This window comes from Paenibacillus tianmuensis (assembly GCF_900100345.1).
GTDB classification, from domain to species: domain Bacteria; phylum Bacillota; class Bacilli; order Paenibacillales; family NBRC-103111; genus Paenibacillus_G; species Paenibacillus_G tianmuensis.
The window spans coordinates 116967-139238 of sequence record NZ_FMTT01000009.1 but is presented as its reverse complement, the minus strand read 5'-3'; the positions used below and the strand labels follow the sequence as shown (position 1 = coordinate 139238).

General features: G+C 54.0%; 23 protein-coding genes and 1 other annotated feature. Of the genes, 3 read left to right on the top strand and 20 right to left on the bottom strand.

Annotated features, from left to right (window positions below; all coding sequences use genetic code 11):
* Both BLO51_RS08950 and pyrR read right to left on the bottom strand, forming a co-directional pair.
* Complete coding sequence (locus BLO51_RS08950; RefSeq protein ID WP_090670004.1) at window positions 1–909, bottom strand: aspartate carbamoyltransferase catalytic subunit; 909 nt, start codon at window positions 907–909, stop codon at window positions 1–3.
* On the bottom strand, window positions 906–1487 hold the full coding sequence (gene pyrR / locus BLO51_RS08945; RefSeq protein WP_090670003.1) for a bifunctional pyr operon transcriptional regulator/uracil phosphoribosyltransferase PyrR: 582 nt from the start codon (window positions 1485–1487) through the stop codon (window positions 906–908). Before pyrR ends, BLO51_RS08950 begins: the two co-directional genes overlap by 4 nt.
* Before the next feature lie 414 nt (window positions 1488–1901).
* On the opposite strand from pyrR, the gene dapD reads away from it, so the two are divergent.
* Together dapD and BLO51_RS08935 are read left to right on the top strand one after the other, a co-directional pair.
* Window positions 1902–2615: a 2,3,4,5-tetrahydropyridine-2,6-dicarboxylate N-acetyltransferase gene (dapD, locus tag BLO51_RS08940; protein ID WP_090670002.1), complete on the top strand. Its 714-nt coding sequence runs from the start codon at window positions 1902–1904 to the stop codon at window positions 2613–2615.
* Between the two features lie 75 nt (window positions 2616–2690).
* Window positions 2691–3839 carry an N-acetyldiaminopimelate deacetylase gene (locus BLO51_RS08935; protein WP_090669999.1) on the top strand — a complete coding sequence of 383 codons (1149 nt, stop codon included), beginning with the start codon at window positions 2691–2693 and terminating at the stop codon, window positions 3837–3839.
* Between the two features lie 72 nt (window positions 3840–3911).
* On the opposite strand, the gene BLO51_RS08930 is transcribed toward BLO51_RS08935, so the two are convergent.
* Genes BLO51_RS08930 through lspA form a run of 3 tightly spaced genes read right to left on the bottom strand, consistent with a single transcriptional unit; the run spans window position 3912 to window position 6571 of the window.
* Window positions 3912–5075, bottom strand: coding sequence for an aminotransferase A (locus BLO51_RS08930; protein ID WP_090669996.1), 1164 nt, complete (start codon window positions 5073–5075; stop codon window positions 3912–3914).
* Between the two features lie 18 nt (window positions 5076–5093).
* Window positions 5094–6047 (bottom strand): RluA family pseudouridine synthase, encoded by a 954-nt coding sequence (locus BLO51_RS08925; RefSeq protein WP_090669993.1) that lies wholly within the window; start codon window positions 6045–6047, stop codon window positions 5094–5096.
* Window positions 6044–6571, bottom strand: a complete 528-nt coding sequence (gene lspA / locus BLO51_RS08920) for a signal peptidase II (protein ID WP_090669990.1) — start codon at window positions 6569–6571, stop codon at window positions 6044–6046. The genes BLO51_RS08925 and lspA overlap by 4 nt, the downstream gene beginning before the upstream one ends.
* Window positions 6572–6688: 117 nt before the next feature.
* On the opposite strand from lspA, the gene BLO51_RS08915 reads away from it, so the two are divergent.
* Window positions 6689–7459 (top strand): TraR/DksA C4-type zinc finger protein, encoded by a 771-nt coding sequence (locus tag BLO51_RS08915; protein ID WP_090669984.1) that lies wholly within the window; start codon window positions 6689–6691, stop codon window positions 7457–7459.
* Between the two features lie 9 nt (window positions 7460–7468).
* On the opposite strand, the gene BLO51_RS08910 is transcribed toward BLO51_RS08915, so the two are convergent.
* From BLO51_RS08910 to BLO51_RS08835, 15 genes are all read right to left on the bottom strand, one after another.
* Window positions 7469–7795 (bottom strand): DUF5665 domain-containing protein, encoded by a 327-nt coding sequence (locus tag BLO51_RS08910; RefSeq protein WP_090669981.1) that lies wholly within the window; start codon window positions 7793–7795, stop codon window positions 7469–7471.
* A gap of 78 nt (window positions 7796–7873) precedes the next feature.
* Window positions 7874–10642: an isoleucine--tRNA ligase gene (gene ileS, locus BLO51_RS08905; RefSeq protein WP_090669977.1), complete on the bottom strand. Its 2769-nt coding sequence runs from the start codon at window positions 10640–10642 to the stop codon at window positions 7874–7876.
* Between the two features lie 49 nt (window positions 10643–10691).
* Window positions 10692–10961 (bottom strand) — a binding site (T-box leader).
* Window positions 10962–11021: 60 nt separating this feature from the next.
* Window positions 11022–11501: a DivIVA domain-containing protein gene (locus BLO51_RS08895; RefSeq protein WP_090669971.1), complete on the bottom strand. Its 480-nt coding sequence runs from the start codon at window positions 11499–11501 to the stop codon at window positions 11022–11024.
* A 119-nt stretch (window positions 11502–11620) separates the two neighbouring features.
* Window positions 11621–12403: a YlmH family RNA-binding protein gene (locus BLO51_RS08890; protein ID WP_090669969.1), complete on the bottom strand. Its 783-nt coding sequence runs from the start codon at window positions 12401–12403 to the stop codon at window positions 11621–11623.
* Window positions 12404–12429: 26 nt separating this feature from the next.
* Window positions 12430–12699 carry a YggT family protein gene (locus BLO51_RS08885; protein WP_090670065.1) on the bottom strand — a complete coding sequence of 90 codons (270 nt, stop codon included), beginning with the start codon at window positions 12697–12699 and terminating at the stop codon, window positions 12430–12432.
* Window positions 12700–12727: 28 nt separating this feature from the next.
* Complete coding sequence (locus BLO51_RS08880; RefSeq protein ID WP_090669966.1) at window positions 12728–13153, bottom strand: cell division protein SepF; 426 nt, start codon at window positions 13151–13153, stop codon at window positions 12728–12730.
* A 29-nt stretch (window positions 13154–13182) separates the two neighbouring features.
* Entirely contained in the window at window positions 13183–13872 is a 690-nt protein-coding gene (locus tag BLO51_RS08875; RefSeq protein WP_090669963.1) for a YggS family pyridoxal phosphate-dependent enzyme, read from the bottom strand.
* Between the two features lie 78 nt (window positions 13873–13950).
* Window positions 13951–14811, bottom strand: a complete 861-nt coding sequence (pgeF, locus tag BLO51_RS08870; RefSeq protein WP_090669959.1) for a peptidoglycan editing factor PgeF — start codon at window positions 14809–14811, stop codon at window positions 13951–13953.
* 98 nt (window positions 14812–14909) lie between these two features.
* Complete coding sequence (locus BLO51_RS08865) at window positions 14910–15209, bottom strand: YlmC/YmxH family sporulation protein (RefSeq protein ID WP_090669955.1); 300 nt, start codon at window positions 15207–15209, stop codon at window positions 14910–14912.
* A gap of 347 nt (window positions 15210–15556) precedes the next feature.
* The gene (sigG, locus tag BLO51_RS08860; protein ID WP_010491950.1) at window positions 15557–16339 is read right to left on the bottom strand and encodes an RNA polymerase sporulation sigma factor SigG; all 783 of its coding nucleotides are present in this window, start codon (window positions 16337–16339) and stop codon (window positions 15557–15559) included.
* Between the two features lie 171 nt (window positions 16340–16510).
* Window positions 16511–17233, bottom strand: a complete 723-nt coding sequence (sigE, locus tag BLO51_RS08855; RefSeq protein WP_090669952.1) for an RNA polymerase sporulation sigma factor SigE — start codon at window positions 17231–17233, stop codon at window positions 16511–16513.
* Window positions 17234–17381: 148 nt separating this feature from the next.
* Window positions 17382–18281 carry a sigma-E processing peptidase SpoIIGA gene (gene spoIIGA, locus BLO51_RS08850; RefSeq protein ID WP_090669949.1) on the bottom strand — a complete coding sequence of 300 codons (900 nt, stop codon included), beginning with the start codon at window positions 18279–18281 and terminating at the stop codon, window positions 17382–17384.
* Between the two features lie 238 nt (window positions 18282–18519).
* Window positions 18520–19659: a cell division protein FtsZ gene (ftsZ, locus tag BLO51_RS08845; protein ID WP_090669946.1), complete on the bottom strand. Its 1140-nt coding sequence runs from the start codon at window positions 19657–19659 to the stop codon at window positions 18520–18522.
* 49 nt (window positions 19660–19708) lie between these two features.
* The gene (ftsA, locus tag BLO51_RS08840) at window positions 19709–20956 is read right to left on the bottom strand and encodes a cell division protein FtsA (protein ID WP_090669944.1); all 1248 of its coding nucleotides are present in this window, start codon (window positions 20954–20956) and stop codon (window positions 19709–19711) included.
* 182 nt (window positions 20957–21138) lie between these two features.
* A complete protein-coding gene (locus tag BLO51_RS08835; RefSeq protein WP_090669941.1) occupies window positions 21139–22044 on the bottom strand; it encodes a cell division protein FtsQ/DivIB in 906 nt (301 codons plus the stop codon).
* Window positions 22045–22272 lie beyond the last annotated feature (228 nt).

Below are 22272 nucleotides of genomic sequence, written 5' to 3'. Positions count from 1 at the left end.
TTAGCTAAGCGCCCGCTCGATAACCGCCATCCGGATCGGCACGCCATGGCTCATTTGCGTAAAGATTTTCGATTTCTCGCATTCCACCAGCTCATCGTCGATTTCCACATTCCGGTTGAACGGAGCCGGATGCATGATGATCGCGTGCGGCGCCATGCGGGCGGCGCGTTCTGCCGTCAATCCGTACGCGGCGCGATATTCCTCTGCCGAGCCGAACAGCGAGCCTTCGTGCCGTTCGAGCTGCACGCGCAGCATCATGACCACGTCGGCTTTCAGCGCCTCGTCAAATGAGATGTAAGGCGCATGCTCCGCAAGCTCGGCGGCCTGCATGACCGGCGGCGCGCAGAAGCTTACTTTGGCTCCCAGCGTTTGCAGCGCCCACAAGTTTGAGCGCGCCACGCGGCTGTGCTGGATATCTCCGACGATCACCACATGAAGGCCACGGATTTCGCCGAACTCCTTGCGCATCGTATATAGATCGAGCAGCGCCTGCGTCGGATGCTCGTTGTTGCCGTCGCCCGCGTTGATCAGCGGGACTTTGATTTTTTGCGCCAGCTCGGCCAGCAGCCCGTTGGGCTTCATACGGATGACGCCGGCGTCGATGCCCATCGATTCGAGCGTTCGCACCGTATCGTAGATCGATTCACCCTTCTGTACGCTGGAGACGGCTGCCGCGAAGTTGAGTACTTCCGCTCCGAGCCTTTTTTCCGCAACCTCGAAGGAGAATCTCGTTCTTGTGCTGTTCTCAAAAAACATGTTGGCGACAAAACGCCCTTGTAGCTGGTTCGTCACTTTTACCGGATGCTGTTCCCAGTGGGCGGCACGATCAAGGATCGCGTTCAGTTCTCCGGCGCTAAGTCCTTTGGTGCCTAGCAAATGTTTTTCCGACTGTACTTGAAGCTGTGTCATTCGTTTGGCCTCCTCTGTCCTGTGATGACGACTTGATCCACCCCATCCACTTCATTTACCTGTACCTCGATGCTTTCGAGCCGGGACGTCGGAATGTTTTTCCCTACGAAGTCCGGACGAATCGGCAGTTCCCTGTGCCCCCGGTCCACCAGCACCGCCAATTGAATCATTTGCGGCCGGCCGAGATCCATCAGGGCATCCATGGCTGCCCTTACGGTGCGTCCCGTGAACAGCACGTCATCGAACAAAATGAGCTTTTTGTTGTGAACCTCCAGACGATCGTTCACCTGTTCGCTTCCCGGCGCATCTTCCCGGGCTCCCGATACGGTCGTTTCCAGCAAGCCGCTTCGGTCGTCCCGGTATTTGGTCACATCCACTTCGCCAATGGGAGCGGGTATGCCCTCGATCTCGCGGATTCGGTCAGCCACCCGCTTCGCAAGGTGAATCCCCCGTGTCCGGATACCGATTAGCATGCAGTTTTCGAAGCCCTTGTTTTTCTCCAAAATCTCATGGGCAATACGCGTCAGAGCCCGCCGTATCGCGGTTTCATCCATTAACACATGCTCAGTAGACTCCATCGGTCAGGCAACCTCCTTCACCAAAGCTTTCGCGATTTTGACCACAAAAAAACCTTGCCGTATCAGCAAGGTTTGCGCACACAGGAACAGAACAGGTCACACCGGGACGGACACACCTCACCGGCATCTATGCCGTCGGGCGCATCCGATTGGACCGTTCGATTCGTCGTTCACCTTGCCAGCCTCACGGGACTGATTTTAAAGGTGCTATTCAGTTACAAGCATTATGCCATGTTCGACACCCGATGTCAATACTCTACGAATCACACCCTAATCGCACCCGGTTCGACCGGCCAAGGATTGCTAGGGCATGCGTTTTATGCTATAAAAGATGTAGTTCGTGATCTTCGGGACAACGGATCATGCCCGTTTTTCGTTCACGGTATCACTACATAAGGAGCTGGAATCCCATTTATGTCGATCGAAATGAATACAGAAGATGTCATTAATCTCATTAAAACAAGCAAGAAAAAGACTCCGGTTAAAGTATACGTCAAAGGCGATCTGGAATCCATCTCCTTCGGAGACCATATTCAAGCGTTCATCTCCGGCAAGAGCGGCGTGCTGTTCGGCGATTGGGCGGAAGTAAAAAGCGTGCTGGACGCGGAAGCCGGCAAAATCGAAGACTACGTGGTGGAAAATGACCGCCGCAATTCCGCAGTACCGCTGCTGGACCTCAAAAATGTCAATGCCCGCATCGAACCGGGCGCGATCATCCGCGACATGGTTGGCATCGGCGACAACGCGATCATCATGATGGGAGCCGTGATCAACATCGGCGTAACCATCGGCGAAGGCACGATGATCGATATGAACGCCATTCTCGGCGGCCGCGTAAAAGTCGGCAAAATGTGCCACATCGGAGCAGGCGCTGTCCTCGCGGGCGTAATCGAGCCGCCTTCCGCTCAACCGGTCGTGATTGAAGACGACGTGCTCGTCGGAGCTAACGCCGTTATTCTCGAAGGCGTGCGCGTCGGACAAGGTTCCGTCGTCGCTGCAGGCGCAGTCGTTGTTGAAGACGTGCCGGAGTTCAGCGTCGTTGCCGGTACCCCTGCCCGCGTCATCAAAAAAGTGGACGACAAAACGAAGTCGAAAACGGAAATTTTGAAAGACCTGCGCAACTTGTAATTCGGCGCATTCAAGGCTCGGCGATCTGACGCCGGGCCTTTCTCTTCATTCTCTGCCTAAGGAGGCATTGCTGCCATGTCCATAGCCGTCAACCCGAGCCGCTTTGTACAAATTCGCAGAGATTTGCATAAAATTCCGGAGCTCGGGTTTCAAGAGTTTAAGACCCAGCGGTATTTGCTGGATTACATCGCATCCTTGCCGCAGGAGCGGCTCGAAGTCCGCATTTGGCGAACCGGCATTATCGTGAATGTGAAAGGAACCGCGCCCAAGCGTCGGTTCGGCTACCGCGCCGACATCGACGGATTGCCGATCACAGAAGATACCGGGTACGATTTCCGTTCGGAGCATCCCGGCTTCATGCATGCCTGCGGGCACGACCTGCATATGTCCATCGGCCTCGGCATCCTGACTCATTTTGCACAGCAGCCGATCCGCGATAATCTGACCTTTATTTTTCAGCCTGCGGAAGAAGGACCGGGAGGCGCGAAGCCGATGCTCGAATGCGAGGATCTCCGGGACTGGATGCCCGACGAAATCTTCGCCTTGCATATCGCGCCGGAATATCCGGTAGGCACCGTGGCTACCAAACCGGGCATTTTGTTCGCCAATACGTCCGAGCTGTTCATCACCTTAACGGGCAAAGGCGGGCACGCGGCTTTCCCACACAACGCGAACGATATGGTCATAACCGCGTGCCAGCTTGTGGGACAACTGCAAACCGTCATTTCCCGCAATATCAATCCGCTTGATTCGGCAGTCATTACGATCGGCAAAATCGACGGCGGGACAAAGCAGAATATTATCGCCGAGACGGCCCGCCTGGAAGGAACGATACGGTCACTCTCGGCCGAAACGATGGCGCTCGTCAAGTCCCGGATCGAGGCGCTCGTCGCCGGAATGGAGACGGCTTTCGCCTGCAAGGCCGAGATTGACTACGGCGCCAATTACAGGCAGGTGTTTAACGAAGCGGACGTGACGGGCCAATTTATGAACTGGGTTCGAGATACGGACCATTCGGTTCCCCTTCAATTGATCGAATGTACCGAAGCGATGACAGGGGAAGACTTCGGTTATTTTCTCGAAGCGATCCCCGGATTTATGTTCTGGCTCGGCGTCGGGACCCCTTACGGACTGCATCATGCGAAGCTTGAGCCAGACGAACGCGCTATCGACTTGGCCATCGATCTGATGAGCCGCTTCCTTACTTGGAAAAGCGAACAATAACAATTTAACGAAAAAGCTTCTCGTCCCGGTTCTGTCACACAAAAAACCGGAATGAGAAGCTTTTATTTTTACCTACAGGCCGCTTACAAATACCTTCAATCGTTCCATGGCCCGCTCTAAAACGTCCATCGAATAAGCGTACGATAAGCGGATATAGCCTTCCCCAAGCGCAGAGAACGCATCCCCGGGCACGACAGCTACCCGTTGTTCGTCCAGCAACTTCATGGCAAAATCCATAGATGATAAACCAAAGCGCTCTATAGAAGGGAACAAATAAAACGCTCCCTCCGGCTTCTCCAGCTCGAAGCCCATCTCGACGAGCCGGTCATAGACGAAGTCCCGCCGTTTCACGTATTCGGCTCTCATCGGTAGCGCATCGTCGATTCCCACCGTCAGCGCTTCGATGGCCGCATACTGGCTGATGGAGCTTGCGCAAGTAACGTTGTATTGGTGTACCTTCACCATGTGCTGCGTCAAATACGCCGGGGCAAAAGTAAAGCCGATTCGCCAGCCCGTCATCGAGTGCGATTTCGACAATCCGTTAATGACGATAGTACGCTCCAGCATCCCAGGCAGGGAGGCAATGGAACGATGAGGCCCGTCGTAGATCAACTCGCTGTAGATTTCGTCGGAAATGACGAACAGCTTGCGCGATTCGAGCAGCCGGGCGATGTCGGCAAGCTCCTCCGCGCTCATCACCCGGCCGGTAGGATTGGACGGATAGGCCAGAATGACGCACCGCGTCTTGTCGGTCAAGTACGGCTCCAGCACTTCCGCCGTCAGCATGAAGCCGGTGCCGCGGGTATCCGCATACACCGGCACGCCGCCGCACAGGCGAATGAGCGGCTCATAGCCCGGGTAGATTGGACCCGGCAAAATCACTTCGCTTCCCGGCTCCAAAATCGTGCGAAGCGTAATGTCCAACGCCTGACTCGCGCCTACGGTAACGAGCACTTCTTCCAGCCCGGAATAGCTGAGCCCGTATTTGCGTTCGATGAACGCCGCTGCAGCCTGCCGCAGCTCCGGTAGACCCGGATTCGGCGTATAGGTCGTCCGCTGCTCTTCGATGGCCCGCTCGGCCGCGCGCATAATGTGGTCCGGCGTTGGAAAATCAGGCTGGCCGATTGTCAACGTGAGGGCGTCTTTATAATTCGCAACCAAATTGGAAATTTTCCGGATACCGGAGATTTGAATCTCCTTGACACTCGGATTGATTAAGCGCTCAAGCTGTTCCATAATGTTCCCCCATGCTCCTTACCTTGTTCTTAGCACTTCCAGAACCCGCTGCATATCGTCCGGAATCGGCGCTTCGAACTGCAGCTGCTGTCCCGAACGCGGATGCTCGAATCCGAGCACGGCCGCGTGAAGCGCTTGTCCCTCCATCAAGACCCCTTTATTTTTGGAAGGACCATACGCCGGATCTCCCACAAGTGGATGTCCGATAAACTTCATGTGCACCCGAATTTGATGCGTGCGCCCCGTCTCCAGCTTCAACTCCAACAGCGTGTAATCGCCGAACCTCTCGACTACAAGAAAATGCGTTACCGCATGCTTGCTGTTCCGTTCGGTGACGGTATACAGCTTCCGATCTTTCGGATCGCGTCCAATCGGCGCATCGACAGTGCCGTTCTCGTGTGGAACATTGCCATGCACAAGGGCAAAATATTTACGGTTGACCGTATGGGCCTTCAATTGGGCAGCCAGCCCCGAATGAGCCAGATCATTTTTCGCAGCCATCAGCAGACCCGACGTATCCTTATCGATACGATGAACGATGCCGGGCCGAACGACGCCGTTAATGCCGGACAAATCCTTGCAATGATACAGAAGCGCATTGACAAGCGTTCCGCTGTAGTGTCCGGGTGCCGGGTGCACGACCATGCCCCGCGGCTTGTTTACGACAATTACGTCCGAATCTTCATACACAACGTCCAGCGGAATCGGTTCCGGCGTAAGCACCAGCTCTTCCGGCTCGGGCATGACCAGCGTCATGGCATCTCCTTCGGAAAGCTTGTAATTCGGCTTCACTGCGCGGCCGTCAACCTTCACGCAGCCGTCCTTGATCCACTGCTGCACTTGCGTGCGGGACACTTCTTCCTCCAGCGCTTCCGTGATGAACTTATCGATTCGTTCCCCGGCGTCTTCCGGCTCGGCCGTCCATTCGAATCGCTGATCCTGCTCCGACCATCCTTGCTCGGTCACATTCATGATTGCGCATCCCCGCTTTCCAGCTTGTTGGCGGCGTTTTGTTTCGATTCCTGGCGCCAGCTGATCAGCGATTCCACGAAGATCAAGGCGACACCGACGACGATCGCAGAATCGGCAACGTTAAAGATCGGAAACGGATAGTTCACCGGGATACCGAAGAAACTGAAACGGAAGTGAAAATCGAGAAAATCCACCACTTCGCCAAACAGCGCACGGTCGATAAAATTGCCGAGCGCCCCTCCAAGTAACAAACTCAGAGCAAAAGGCAGCAGCTTCTTGCCTTCTTTGCGCGTTTTCTGCAAATACCAGATCACCCCAACCGCTACAAAAACGGTAATGACCAGGAAAAACCAGCGCTGATTTTGCAAAATACCGAAAGCTGCTCCAGCGTTCCGATGAGAAGTGATTTGGAAAAACTCGCCGATAACCGAGCGCGATTCCCCCAGCTCCAACCGGCTTACGATAAGCCATTTGGTAACCTGGTCCAACAGGAGAACGATGAAAGCGTAAATGTAATATCTCAAGATAACAACTCCTTAATGGGCTTGCTGACAACCTGCATACATTTACCTAGCTAAAAACAACGGGCAGCGCGAAAAATAACGATACATGCTTGCTTTAATCAAAAGGAGGCGCTTTTCTTGACAAACCTTCCGTTCGAATCCGGTTCATCCGGTCCGCTTACCGGGCAGCAGCTCCAAACGCTCAAAGCCAAGCTGACGGAAGAAAAGCAGTGGCTGGAGCGGCATTTGGAATCGCGCGAGCATATGGGACTCGGCGATTCCATGCGTGACCAGACCGGAGAGCTTTCCAATTACGATAACCATCCGGCCGACCTGGGTACCGAGATGTACGAGCGCGGCAAAGATATCGCTCTTCACGAAAATGCCGAGCACCAGCTTACCGACATCAACGAGGCTCTCACGCGCATGGAATCGGGGGAATACGGCATTTGCCGGGTATGCGGGAAGCCGATTCCGAACGAACGGCTGGAAGCCGTCCCTACAACCGCATACTGCGTGGAGCATGTACCCGATCCCGATATGTCCCAACGCCGTCCCGCGGAAGAAAAATTTCTTGACCCGCCGTTCGGAAGAACAAGTCTCGACGAACGCGAGGGACAGACGCAGTTCGACGGCGAAGACGCCTGGCAAATCGTCGAAAGCTGGGGAACGTCCAATACGCCGGCGATGGCCGACGATCCGAACGAGTCCGACAGCTACAACGAGATGCAGATCGAAGCCGACGAAGCCGAAGGATACGTCGAACCGTTAGAAAGCTTCCTTGCCACTGACATGTACGGCCGTCAGGTCACGGTTGTCCGCAATAAGGCGTACCAACATTATATACGTAGCGGCGAAGGAGACGGTTTGCTCGAACCCGAGGAAGAGGCCGAAAACCGGTTCCCGTAAGGCTATGAGCTAGTACGTTCTTCTTCCTTCCAATTGGTACTGCACATGCTTGACAATATCGGCAATATAATCCCCGATAATAGGCAAATTTAACACGTTTAGCGCCTGAAGCAGATACAGGATGGTAGAAGCGAACATGGTAAATCCGATCGCAATGCCTACGCCGCGTGAAATCCCGGCAATCAGGTTGGTCCAGATCAGGCGGACCGGGCTGTTCATGAGCAGAACGTAGTCGGCAATTTGCGTCCTTTCGATGTCCGCAGCAATTTCACTCACTTTTTTGTGCACCTGCTCAAGCAATTTTTCCTGATCGTTCTTTTTCGTCGTCTGTTCCATTGCGCAACCCTCCCGGGGTTCGTATAACGAGCTTTCCATGGGAAGAACTTCACCTCCCATGGATGGCTCGCTAGCCCATCAGCCTGCAGCGCCGGCTTTCAGCACACCCGAGCAGCGTTTGCACAGCGTCGGGTGCTCGGAGTCATGACCAACCTCCGGCGTAACGATCCAGCAGCGTTCGCACTTCTCCCCATCGGCTACTGCGATTTTTACGGCATGCCCCTTGAATGTTTGAGCTCCCTCGGGAGCTGTCTCGTTAGGATGATGCACCTTCACCGCGGAAACGATAAACAACAGATCCAGCCGCTCGAAGCCGCCGAGCAGCTCATACGTCTCCGCACTCGGGTATAGATGTACCGAGGCGCTAAGCGAATTGCCGATCAGCTTCTCCTTCCGCGCTTCCTCAAGCGCCTTCAGCACGTCGTCGCGCACGCCACTGAATTTTTCCCATTTTTGTTCCAGATTCGCGTCAAACAAGCTTGCATCGACCGTCGGCAGCTCCGCGAGCTGTACGCTCGGCAGCGTCGTGCCCGGAATGTATTTCCATACTTCATCGGCTGTATGCGGCAAAATCGGAGCAATCAACTTAGTTATTGCCGTCAGCGCATCGTATAATACAGTTTGCGCCGCTCTGCGGGCCGGATCGGACGGAAGGCTGGCATACAGCCGGTCCTTCAAAATATCGAGATAGAATGCGCTCATATCGACCGCGCAAAAATGGTTCACGGTCTGATACACCACGTGGAAATCGTAATGGTCGTAGGCCTTGATGACACGATCCGTCATCCGGTGCAGACGCAGCAGCGCGAATCGATCCAATTCGCTCATTTGCTCTACGGCTACGCGGTCTTTGGCCGGATCAAAATCCGACAGGTTGCCGAGCAAAAAGCGCAGCGTATTGCGGATTTTTCGATAGCTCTCAGCAATCTGGTTCAAAATGTTGTCCGAGATGCGCTGATCCGACTGAAAATCAGTCGAAGATACCCACAAGCGCAAAATATCGGCGCCCAGCTTGTTGCACATCTGGTTCGGATCGATCGTATTGCCGAGCGATTTGGACATTTTACGTCCTTCACCGTCCAGCGTAAAGCCGTGGCTCAGGATGCCTTTGTACGGCGATTGTCCTTTGACCGCCACGCCGGTAATTAAAGATGAGTTATACCAGCCGCGGTATTGGTCCGAGCCTTCCAGATACAGATCGGCCGGCCATTGCAGCTCCTCCCGGGTTTCGAGCACCGCCGAATGGCTGGACCCGGAATCGAACCATACGTCCATAATATCCGTTTCTTTGCGGAAATGGTCGTGACCGCATTTCGGACAGACGGTACCCGTCGGAAGCAGCTCTTTCTCCTCACGCAGGAACCAAGCATTAGAGCCTTCCTGCTCAAAAATCGAAGCAACATGCTCGATCGTCGTCTCGTTGACCAGCGGCTCGTTGCAGCTGCGGCAGTAAAAGATCGGAATCGGCACGCCCCATGCCCGCTGACGGGAAATACACCAGTCGCCGCGGTCGGCGATCATGTTATGAAGGCGAATCTCGCCCCACTCCGGCGTCCACTTCACGCGCTTGATTTCGTCCAGCATCGCTTGGCGGAATTTATCTACCGATGCGAACCACTGCTCGGTCGCGCGGAAAATGACCGGCTTCTTCGTCCGCCAATCGTGCGGATATTGATGCTGAATAAAGCTCATGTTCAGCAGGTGGCCACTTTCCTGAAGCTTTTCCGCGATCGCCTTATTGGCTTTATCGTAAAACAGCCCTTCAAAGCCCGGCGCTTCCGCGGTCATATGCCCTTGATCGTCCACGGGACACAAGACGCCCAGACCGTATTTTTGTCCGATCACGAAGTCGTCTTCCCCGTGCCCCGGAGCGGTGTGTACGCAGCCCGTACCGGCTTCCAGCGTTACGTGCTCGCCGGTCATCACAAGCGACGTCCGGTCGTAGAACGGATGGCGGCAGAGCACATGCTCCAGCTCGCTGCCCTTGAACGTCTGCACAACGTTCACGTCGGTCCAGCCAATTTCCTTCGCAGCCGCTTCAAGCAGTCCTTGTGCCAGCACGAACTTCCGGCCTCCCGCTTCCACCAGCATGTAGTCGAAATCCGGATGGATGCTGATCCCAAGGTTCGCAGGTAGCGTCCAAGGCGTCGTCGTCCAGATGACGATGGCGGCGTCCGCAGGCAGCTTGCCTTTGCCGTCATGTACGTCGAAGGCTACATAGATCGAAGCCGACGTCTTGTCGCGGTATTCGATCTCGGCCTCCGCCAGCGCGCTTTCCGAAGAAGGCGACCAGTATACCGGCTTCAACCCTTTGTAGATGTATCCTTTCGTCACCATCCCGCCGAAAACGCGGATTTGCTGCGCTTCGTATTCAGGCATCAGCGTAATATACGGGCGGTCCCAATCGCCGCGGATGCCGAGACGCTTGAACTGCGCTTTTTGCTTCTCCACCCACTGCAAGGCGTAGTCTTTGCAATAGTCGCGGAATTCCGGCACGCTCATTTTTTTCCGGTCGACTTTGCCGCTGTTGGTGATCGCCTGCTCGATCGGCAAGCCGTGCGTATCCCAGCCCGGCACATAAGGCGCATCGTAGCCCTGCATCGTTTTGAAACGGACGATAATGTCCTTTAAAATTTTGTTCAGCGCGTGGCCGATATGAATGTCGCCGTTCGCATACGGCGGTCCGTCGTGCAATACAAACTTCGGTTTGCCCTTGCGGCTCTCCTGCACTTGATGGTAGATGTCCGTCTCGTCCCAATGCTGCTGCATTTTCGGTTCAGCCTGCGGAAGGTTGCCGCGCATCGGAAAATCCGTTTGCAGCAGGTTTAGCGTTTTTCCATAATCCATCGAATGTCTCACTCCTAACTGATTTTACAACAAAAAAGACCTCGCATCCCTAAGGGACGAGAAGTCTCGCGGTACCACCCTGATTAAGACAACGAAGCCTCAAAGCAATCGTCCGTAACGTTCACGGCCGCTGCCCGGCTCGAAGTCTTCGCTCCATTGATCGATAACGGGATCAGCCGATGCTCTTTACTTCCGGAATGAGGTTCAAGAGATGCTCCTGGGGGATATTCCTTGACCGCCGAAGTCCGGGCTCGCACCATTCCCCCGGTTCGCTGGCCTCCGCTGGACGTCAAGTACTCGTCCCAGTCATCGCTTTGATTCATGTTAACTTATACAGGGAGTATAGCGGAAATGAGCTTCCGCGTCAACTTGGGCCAAATTAAGGCTGCTCGATTTCCATCCGGTCGAGCGAGCTCCAATCTTCCTTGCTGAGCAGCTCCAACTGCGCCTCGATAAGCGTGCGGAACCGGGTCCGGTAGATCGACGCCTGCTTCTTCAGCTCCTCGATCTCTACCGATACTTTACGCGCTTTGGACAGTGATTCGTTAATGATGCGGTCGGCGTTCTTTTCCGATTCTTTAATAATCAGCTGCGCTTCTTTCTTCGCGTTATTTTTCACTTCATCGGCAGCTTCCTGCGCGATGATGATCGTTTTGCTAAGCGTTTCTTCGATGTTGGCAAAATGGTCCAGACGCTCTTGAATCGCGGCCAACTGATTTTGCAGCTCTTTATTTTCACGGATCAGCGATTCGTAATCTTTAATGACCTGATCCAGAAATTCATTCACTTGATCTTCGTCATATCCCCGAAACGAGCGGCTGAACTCCTTGTTATGTATATCGAGCGGTGTTAAAGCCATTGCTGCACCTCCTGCAAATTTGGCAAAGAAGCTATGATCCTTGTTGTCCGCGCATGCGTAATCCTATATTCGACAGTTGCTGGCATATTCCTGCATCGGCAAACAAAAAAAATCGGCGTTCACGCATATTTGCCGATTTTTAAGCGATATCTTCCTTTTTTGGTTAGCCCTTCGACTTCCAGCACCTTGAAGCGTCCGAACCCTCGAAGCGATACGACGTCGCCCTGCTTCAGCGGCTTGCTCGGATCTTCCTCCTGCGTCCAGTTCAATTTGCACCGCCCGGCTTTAATCGGAACGAGCACTTTGGCCCGGCTCAGCCGGTATACGTCGCTTACGATGCCATCCAGGCGCAGCGAAGCGACCGATAAAAACATCTCGTCCAGCTTCGTTTCCGTCGCCTTGAGCTTATCAAGCGGCAAGTGCTCCGTCCGCACATACAGCCGGTGCACTTGACTCAGATTGAGCCGGATATAATCGGCAATTTCCGAAGCCACGAGAAAGTGACAGCCGTCTTCCCGCACATAAATATCGCCGATTTTATCGCGCTTGATGCCAAGTCCGAGGATCGCCCCCATAAAATCGCCGTGGTCCAGCTCCTTCAGCTTCTCGTCCTCGGAAGTAATTTCAATGAGGCTGATCCCCATCTCTTCGTCGTCCAGCACGCGATAATCCGGAGCGACCAATGCCCGCTTCCGTTCCGCGCCCGGATGTCCGCCGTCGAATCGGATCTGCACGTCCGGGTTTCGGTTGGCGAGTGTGGTCAGGATAAAGGTCTGCCGCGGGTCCAAAAAATCGGTCAGCTTGACCGTATGCTGCCCGGCCCGCTCCACCCATTCCGCCGCCTTATCGACAAAGCGGTGTTCGTCTGGATGGAAGTGGGCATATAGATGTTCCTGCATCATCGGTTTACGTCTCCTGCCATATTAGGCTACCGAATAAAGAAGCGAAGAACCGCAACGATTCCTTCCCCTACGAAACGCAGCGCAATCAGCGCGATAATCGGGGAGATATCGATCATCCCGCCGATCGGTGGAATGAAACGGCGGAATACGGACAAATACGGCTCGCACAGCTTCCCCAGCATTTCCCCGATAAAGCTTTCTCGCGCGCTCGGCAGCCAGGAGAGCAGAACGTAGGCGATGAGCACGTACTGATAAATCTGAATTAAAGTGCGAATGTAATCTTCAATGTAGTACAAGCCGTTCACCTCGTTCTTTCTAAGTACGCTATTCTTCGTTATGGTGCATCATTTCCGAAATCGAACCGTGGATTTCCACGTTATCCGGAGTACACAAAAAAATGTTCGGTCCGATCTTCGAGATGGAACCGCTGAGCGCATACACGGTACCGCTCAGGAAGTCAACGATCCGCGTAGCCTGATCCGGCCGGACCCGGTGCAGATTGACGACGACGGGCCGGTGTGAGCGCAAATGGTCGGCAATTTCCTGGGTTTCCTCGTAAGACCGTGGCTCGTTCAAGATGACCCTCACGTTTTTTTGTGAATGGATGCTGACGATGTTCCCCTTATTTTTACGCAGTTCCTGCGCCGGGGTTTCAGCTTCTTCGCGATGGTCTGCGATGCGCTCGCGCTCCACGACTACTTCCTCTTCCTGCAAGCCCAGAAAGTTCATGAATTTATTCATTACGCCCATATCCTTTCCTCCTCGGAGTTTCATCTCTGTCACTCTTTACCTACCAAGACCGAACCAAGACGCACCCAAGTCGCTCCTTCTTCAATGGCCACTTCAAAATCGTTCGACATTCCCATCGATAAACCGGTCACTTCGTAATCAAGCACGGCTTCCCGGTTCAGACGGTCCCGCCATTCGCGCAAGCCGCGGAACACTGGGCGGGTCGCCTCAGGCTCCGCTTCATAAGGCGCCATGGTCATCAGACCGGCCACACGGATATGCTTCATGCTCCGCAGCTCCGCCGCAAAATTAAGCAGCTCGCCGGGCTCCAAACCGTACTTTGTTTCTTCCCCCGATACGTTCAGTTGAATAAAGCACGGAACCTCGATTCCGAGCGCCGCCGCCTTCTTCTCGATCTCTTTGGCCAGCGACAACCTGTCCACAGAATGAATATAGGTAAATCGTCCGACGACATCCTTTACTTTGTTCGTTTGCAAATGTCCGATGAAATGCCACACGCCTTCGCTGCCGAAGGCTTCCCATTTGGCAGCGGCATCCTGCCAGCGGTTCTCGCCGACATCCGTCAGTCCGCTCCGCAGCGCTTGTCCCGTCGTTTCGAGCGAAACGTACTTGGTCACGGCGATGACGCGCACCTCCTCGGGACTGCGTCCCGCACGGGCACACGCCGCGGCAATGCGCTTGCGGACTTCTTCGATCCGTTCCTGCAGTTGTATAGTCAAAACGTCAATTCACCTCGCTTTCGGCCTGCCCGGCTATGGGGCGGTCCCGGTGTTGCCAAGCCGGAAGTCCCCCAGCCGCTATTCCCGCAGTCCGATCCATGCCGCCATTCTGCCGGTTTTTCCGCCCTCTTTGCGGTGCGAGAAAAACAAGTCGGTACGGCAGCTTGTGCATAAACCACTTATTTCGATAGAAGACGGCATAATTCCTGCTTTTATCATAATTTGTCGGTTTATTTGTTGCAAGTTCAACTTGTATTTTCCGTCGGGCTTTTTTTCATAGAACGGCGAACGGCCGGATTCGTCAGCGCCGCTTCCCGGCGCAACCTTTTCTAGCACCTTGTCCATTCGCGCAATAACGGCATCATCCACCTCGTAGCAGCATGCGCCGATGGAAGGGCCGATCGCGGCCTTCACGTCCCGGGGCTTGGTGCCGTATGCCGCACTCATCGTCTCCAGCGTTGCCTTGGCGATTTGCAATGCGGTTCCCTTCCACCCTGCATGCGCCAATCCTACCGCCTTGTGGACCGGATCGTAAAAATACAGCGGCACACAATCCGCAAACAACGCGTACAAAAAGACCCCCGGTTCGTTCGTCACGAAGCCGTCTTTGCCTTGCAGCGCCTTCTCCCGAGAATCGTTGCCCGCACCGCGCTCCCCTCTGCCTACAACCTGGATTTCCTTCCCATGCACCTGCTCCGCGTATGTACACGATTCGAACGGCAGTTCGAGCGATTCGGCCAGCAATTTTCGGTTCGCAACCACGTCTGCGGGCGCATCCTCCACATGAAGCCCGCAGTTCAAGCTGCCGAAGGCTTCGCGGCTGACTCCGCCGCGTCTTGTCGTAAAGCCGGCCGTTACGGCCGGACGGGCGTTCATGAAACGCTCCAGCATAAGCAATTCACAGCCGTTTTCGGCTTGTCGGATTACAAAAGGTTCCATGGGTCCGCCTCCCGTCTTTTTACTACCCAGTATACACGAAGCGAAAAAAAAGAACACCCTTGTTCGTCCGGGTGAATGCACACCTGTCTTCGTTTGTCTTACCCGCGGGATTGGCGGTTGTACTCATACACGTTATCGGCCGGCTCCTGCTGCCGGAAAGCCTGAACGTCCTCCAGCTTGACCAGGACGACGTCCATGCCGATCTTGACGATATTGTTCCAAGGGATAATCACATCGGTTCCGCCGCCGAACAATCCGAAAAAACGGGAGGAATTCGGGACGACGATCGCCTCGATGCGCCCGTGCTGGAGATCGAGCTCCAAGTCGCTGATTTGGCCCAGCTTTTTGCCGTCGACGATATTGATCACGTCTTTGGTTTGGAAATCGGATATTTTCACGCTGTCACCACCGGGGGAGGCATATGGCTGAGAAATCGTACTTTAAAATCCTTCGTTCTGCAGGTCCGCCTGCGAGTGAAAAGTAATCCGCTTCGGCTCAAACACGTTTTTCAGGCTTTATTTTTGAATTCATTATTAAGGTAAAAAGCCTGAAAAAAACTCGCCGCGGATCACTTTTCACTCTACGGCGACAGGCAGCGAAAATTTTAAAAGACGCCTCCACAAATGCCCTTTTTTATACTATATGAGCAACTTGAGCAAAATGTCCTTTCCAGGCTATAAAAAAAGACCGCGCCCGCAGCATTATAGCGAGTCGGTCGGATCTTCGCAGGTCGGGCAAGCTCCCGTCAGTTTTTCACATGCTTCTGCATCTGGGATATGGCCGATTTCTCGAGCCGGGATACTTGCGCTTGGGAAATGCCGATTTCGTCGGCCACTTCCATCTGGGTCTTTCCGTCAAAAAAACGCATGGACAAAATCATTTTCTCACGATCGTTCAGCTTCCGCATCGCTTCCCGGAGGGCAATACCCTCGATCCACGATACGTCTTTGTTCCGGTCATCGCTGATCTGGTCCATCACATAGATCGGATCGCCGCCGTCATGATAGATCGGTTCGAAAAGCGACACCGGGTCCTGTATGGCATCCAGCGCAAAAACGACATCCTCCTTCGGCACGCCGAGCGCTTCCGAGATTTCGTAAATGGTGGGCTCCCGCGAATTTTGATTCGTCAGTTGATCGCGCACCTGAAGCGCCTTATAAGCGATATCGCGCAAGGAGCGGGATACGCGGATCGGGTTGTTGTCCCGAAGGTAACGGCGGATCTCTCCAATAATCATCGGAACCGCGTAGGTGGAAAACTTGACGTTCTGGCTCAAATCGAAATTATCAATGGCCTTCATCAGTCCGATACAGCCTACTTGGAACAGGTCGTCGACAAATTCCCCCCGATTGTTGAACCGCTGGATGACGCTCAGCACGAGCCGGAGGTTGCCGTTGACTAATTTCTCTCTTGCAGATCGTTCGTTATTCGTTTGCAAGTCCACGAATAGTTCACGCATTTCCGCATTGGTCAAAACCGGTAGCTTTGCCGTATCGACACCGCATATTTCGACTTTGTTTCGGGTCACCGTGATTACCTCCCAAGGAGAAACATTACTGTTAATTATCTCCTCGGAATGCTTTTTTATGCGGTTCCTCCGGGCTCACTGCCTGCCACATCTCCACCCGGAAATCGTTCAAAGCCAGTTCCGGCAAGGACGGTTTCGCTTTCATCGCCAATGAAAAAAACTTTTTCCAGTTTACACCATCTTGTTGAACTCTTTGCGGAGCCGTTTGATGATGCGCTTTTCGAGCCGCGAAATATATGACTGGGAGATGCCGAGCATGTCCGCGACGTCCTTTTGCGTCTTCTCTTCACCGTCCTGCAAACCGAAACGCAGCTCCATGATGATCCGTTCGCGCTCCGACAGCTTATCAAGCGCCTTATGGAGAAGCTTGCGGTCGACCTGCTCCTCGATATTGCGGTAGATGGTGTCGTTTTCCGTTCCGAGCACATCCGACAGCAATAGCTCGTTGCCGTCCCAATCGATATTGAGCGGCTCGTCGAACGAAACTTCGGTCCGGATTTTGCTGTTGCGTCGCAAATACATCAAAATTTCGTTCTCAATGCATCGCGAGGCGTACGTGGCGAGCTTAATTTTTTTCTCGGGATCGAACGTATTGACCGCTTTGATCAAGCCGATCGCGCCGATCGATACGAGGTCTTCGATATTGATGCCTGTGTTCTCGAATTTACGCGCGATGTAAACGACGAGCCTCAGATTTCGTTCGATCAGCATGCCACGGATGGCCGCATCTCCTGAAGGAAGCTTTCCCAGTAAATATTCTTCCTCTTCGCGTGTGAGCGGGGGCGGCAGCGCTTCGCTTCCACCGATGTAGTAGATTTCGTCCGATTTGAGCCCCAGCACCAGCAGCAGGCGAAAATACATAATTTGCAGCATCAGCTTCCACTTGACCATCATGTTTACGCTTCCTCCCATTCGTACCGTTTTAATAGCCGGACATCCCCGTCGTGAAAACAACTTTGTTGCGGTCAAGCTTCGTTCTTCCTTTACAAGCACGGCCTTGAGCTGCGGCAAGCCAGGCGGCAGATATCGGGTCCCGCTCGTGTTACATGTTGACTAGCGACGGATGAATGATGGCCTGATAAGCGTTGTCCGAGCTGAGTCGACCTCCGTCCAGTCCGATCAGCACTTTGTTTGCCTCAATCTGTTCGCTTCCCGTCGTGATAACGACCCGGTCCGGCTTGAGCGCCAGCATAAACTGCGTATTCCGGTTCACCCCACGATACGGCACCAAGCGCAAGCGGTCCTGCCAGATAAAAGGTTCAGTACCGATCGACGTCACGAGCTGATCCACTTCGGCCCGGCGGATTTTGACCAGCCAAGCTTCGGGAATGCGCTCCCCCCACTGTGCCGCTTCCATGACCATGACCGGCGTTTTCGTCAGCGGATCGTACAGTTGGTTGCCCGTATCAATAAGCCCAATACAGCTGGAGGCAAATTCGTCGATATGAACCTCCACCTTGGCCAAGAACGAGGTCAGTTCCTGCTTCCGCCTCAAGGCTTGCAGGACGTGACGACATAGCCATAATGCCAATGGGAAGGAAAAGGCCAGCATCGTCAGCGTAACCCCCAGATCGTGGCTGAACAAGATGCCATTTACGATTTCGCTGGAGGATTGCCAGAAGTAGGCGCACCCGAAAACGGCACCGGCTGCCATAAAATTAATGACATAAAATGCGCCAAGGTTCCGCAAAAAATGCTGCAATCCCCCAAATCCGAAGGCGGTCAGCAGCATCAGCAGAGAAAGCGCAAATTTTAGCGCAAACGTAAACAGAAACGTTAACGGCGGAAAAAACAGCATCACCGCATAGCTGCCCCCGATGGCTGCGGAAAGCCCCAGCCGCCACGGGCGGAAACGGAGCTTGCGCGACCAGGCCGTCGTCCAGAGCAGCGCGCCGTCGATCAGCACGTTCATGAGGAAAATGACATCGATGTACACGACCATCTTCGTTACCTCCCGCCCTGCTTGCCGCGAATGAGACAAGTATATCCCAATCGTATTTCAAAGTCTGTCTAAACATGCCGAGGGGGTGGTACTATTTTTGTCGAGAGGAGGGGGTTGGGAGGAGTGGAGGTGATGCCGGGAGGTGATCAGCGGGTGCCACCTCTCGGTACGCGAGGAGGCAAAAAAATAGCCGCCTCTGTCTCAAGAGGCGGCTGTGTATTAAACAATATAGAATAGTCTATTGCTTGTCGAAACCGTTGCGATTGCGGTTGCGAAGGAAAGCCGGGATGTCGAGCTGGTCGTTCGACGATTGGCCTCCGAACGGACGGAGGTTACCAAGACGGTTGTCCACAGGCTCCTGCGATGGGTTGGAGGACGTGGTTGTTCCCGTCGTTACCGGTTTTTTGGAAGCTGACGATGGTTCTCTATGTTCAAAACCGGTGGCGATAACGGTCACCCGAATCTCGTCTTTCAAGCTTTCGTCAATGACCGCACCGAAAATCATATTAACTTCCGGGTCGGCGGCATCGGCTACGATATCAGCCGCTTCGTTGACTTCGTAAAGCGACAGGTTGTTGCCGCCCGTGATGTTGAGCAGCACGCCGCGCGCGCCGTCAATCGACGTTTCAAGCAGCGGGGAGCTGATCGCTTTCTTGGCCGCTTCTGCCGCGCGGCTTTCGCCCGAAGCATATCCGATTCCCATTAAAGCCGAGCCGCGCTCGGTCATGATCGTTTTGACGTCGGCAAAGTCCAAGTTGATCAAGCCGGGAACGGCGATCAAGTCGGAAACCCCTTGAACCCCTTGACGCAAAACGTTATCCGCCGCAAGGAACGCTTCCAGCATCGGCGTTTTCTTGTCAACGATCTCAAGCAAACGGTCATTCGGAATAATAATGAGCGTATCGACTTTTTCTTTGAGAGCGGCGATCCCTTGCTCTGCTTGTCGAGCGCGCTTCAAACCTTCAAAACGGAACGGACGCGTCACGACGCCTACAGTCAGCGCGCCGCACTCTTTGGCGATTTCGGCGATAACAGGTGCTGCGCCTGTTCCCGTGCCCCCGCCCATACCTGCGGTAACAAAGACGAGGTCGGAGCCTTTAAGCGCGTTGGCGATTAACTCGCGCGACTCCTCGGCTGCCTTCTTCCCGACCTCGGGATTTGCGCCGGCTCCGAGACCGCGCGTGAGCTTGTCCCCGATTTGCAGCTTCATCTCCGATTTGGCGAGGTGCAGAGCTTGCGCATCGGTGTTGACCGTTATAAATTCGACCCCTTTCACGCCGGTGTCAATCATCCGGTTAACAGCGTTGCTTCCGCCGCCGCCGCAGCCGATTACCTTTATTTTGGCAAACCCTTCCATATCCATATCAAATTCAAACATACTAGCGTCTTCCCCCTCATTAGGCTTTCGTCGTACAAGCTACCCGAGTTTAAATAAATTCGCTTAACCAATTTTTGAAACGTTCCATGGCCGAGGGCTTTTGCTCTTGACCGGAAGACGCTTTTTTCGTCGTGACCAGCTTCTTGACGCCGGAGCTTTGTTTGGCGTGTCGCAAATATTTGGAGGCGTACTGGATAATCCCTACGCCGCTCGTGAAAGCAGGGTCGCGCACGCCGATGAACTCGGGAACCGCAATACGAACGGAAGACGCCAGTTCCACTTGGGCGACATTCAACAAGCCGGGCAGCGAAGCCGTCCCGCCGGAGAGCACATAACCGCCAGGCAGATCGGTGAAGCCAAGCCGCTGAACTTCCAAGCGGATCAGGTGAAATATTTCTTGTACCCGGGGCTCGATGATGTTCGCCAGATCGACCTGGGAAAACTCCTTGTCCACATTGCTGCCGATCCGGTTAACCTTGAACACTTGATCCGGGTCTGCATGCTCTACGATGGCGCACCCGAATTTCAGCTTGATCTTATCGGCGATGTCCGCTTGCGTCCGCAAGCCGTAAGCGATATCGTTTGTAATGAACTCGCCTCCGATCGGAAGCGTCGATGTAGCAACCAGATTGTTCTCGTTAAAAATGGCGATCGTCGTAGCTCCGGCCCCGATATCGACCAGCACGGTCCCGACGGCCTTTTCGTCTTTCGACAAGGCCAGATGGCCTGCGGCCAGCGACATCAAGATAAGTCCGGCTACCTTGAGCCCGGATTTCTCCACGACGCGGAGCAAATTATGTATCGCCGTTTTCGTACCGGTAACGATGGTTGCTTCGACTTCCAGCCTAACTCCGATCATGCTCCGGGGATCGTGAATCTGATCCGTTCCGTCCACTACGTATTGGTTCGGCACAACGCCGATAATCTCGCGTTCGGGAGCCAATGGAATCACTTTCGCCGCCTGAATGACCCGTTCGATGTCATCGTCGCCGATTTCGCGGTCTTCGTTCGATACCGCAACGACCCCGTGACTCGATTGCAGCGCAATATGATTGCCGGAAATTCCAACGTACACTTCCGATATTTGCACTCCGACCATTCGCTCGGCATGATCCACTGCGCTCCGGATCGACTGGACCGTTTGATCGATATCCACGATCGCTCCTTTGCGAATTCCCTGCGAGTCGGCAGATCCAACTCCAATTATATTAATGGCGCCGTTAACGACTTCTCCAATAATAGCACGAACTTTGGATGTACCGATGTCCAAACTAACAATGATGTCATTGCTGCTCAACCCTTGGCACCTCCTGTAACATAATTTCGATAATGAGCCTTGGTCAGCAAAACCTCCTGTAGATATTCCACACGGCTCGGCAATTCCCTCTTTTTTAGTTCATTTTTTTTCACGGCCAGACTTAAATTATACCATAATTTCAATTCTAGCACTATTCTAGCAGGCAGAGTAGAGTATTTTGCTTAGTCACGGGCCGTTTCCTGACTTTCCCGCTTCTTTTCGTCAGCAGACGATGATGCGGTATCGTGCTTGTCCGTCTCTTTGGAAGCAGGGGTTTTACCATCCTTGTTGTCCTTGTTGTCTTTACCGTCCGCGCTGCCTTTTGCATCCTTGGCGTTCGTTTTTCCCGAATCCTTGTCAAAGGGGGCATGCGTATCTGCTTCGAGCATCGTAATCACGCCCCCCGTTTTTTTACTGCTCTGCAGGCTGGAAATTAAAGAATCCAAATATTTCATCTTTTCGGGCAAATACTCAATCGCCGTCTCCACTTCATAATGGGATCGGGTGTACATCTTGATTTTATCGGGATAAGAAAGTGTCGGTGAAGGCTTGATCTCGGACACGTCGGAGAAGTAAGCGGCCGGCAGCTTGGACATGGCCAGGCACAGCTTGATCTTGAGCGGATCGTCCTTCGACCATCCCGTCAAAATCGGCTTATCCAGCGCGACGCCCTGTACTGTTACGGGCACGACGCTGGCGTCGGCGAGCAGCGCCTCGATCTGGCCGTTTTCTCCAACTTGGTAGGCCACCTTCGGGTACTCGTGCACCTGAATGATCAGTCGCCCCGGGAACTTTTTGGACACCTCGGCCGATTCAACCATCTTTAGCGCTTTGACCTGCGATTCGACTTTGGAGGATGAGACGGAAAAGAAGTGGTCTCCCGCTTTGACGGCGGCCGCTTGGGCGATTTCTTCCTTGGATACGAGCTGCTGCCCTTGAATCTCAATCTCCGTTATTTTGCTGAGCGACGATTGGAAGAAGAGAATCAGCAGAAGCGTAATAAAAAAGATAAATAAAAACACTAGCAGCTTCTTGCTGCTCCGGCTTTTCGGATTCGGTTTCTTGATCACTGGGAGTCTGTCTTCCATAGGTGCCTCCTCTTCTGAACGCAACAAAGCCCGCATGGCAGGCTCTGTACGCATTTTGCGCCGGGCAGCTTGTCCCGGACAGGACGGGGGCCGTCCGCAGGCCAGGCCGGAACGGTCGTCCTCACCCGCATTTGCCGGCATCGCCTGCACGATCACGCAACCCCAATACGGAATATGTAAACCGCAGGGTATCCCTTCTCCCAAGGAAAAAGGGATATTCCAGCGGCT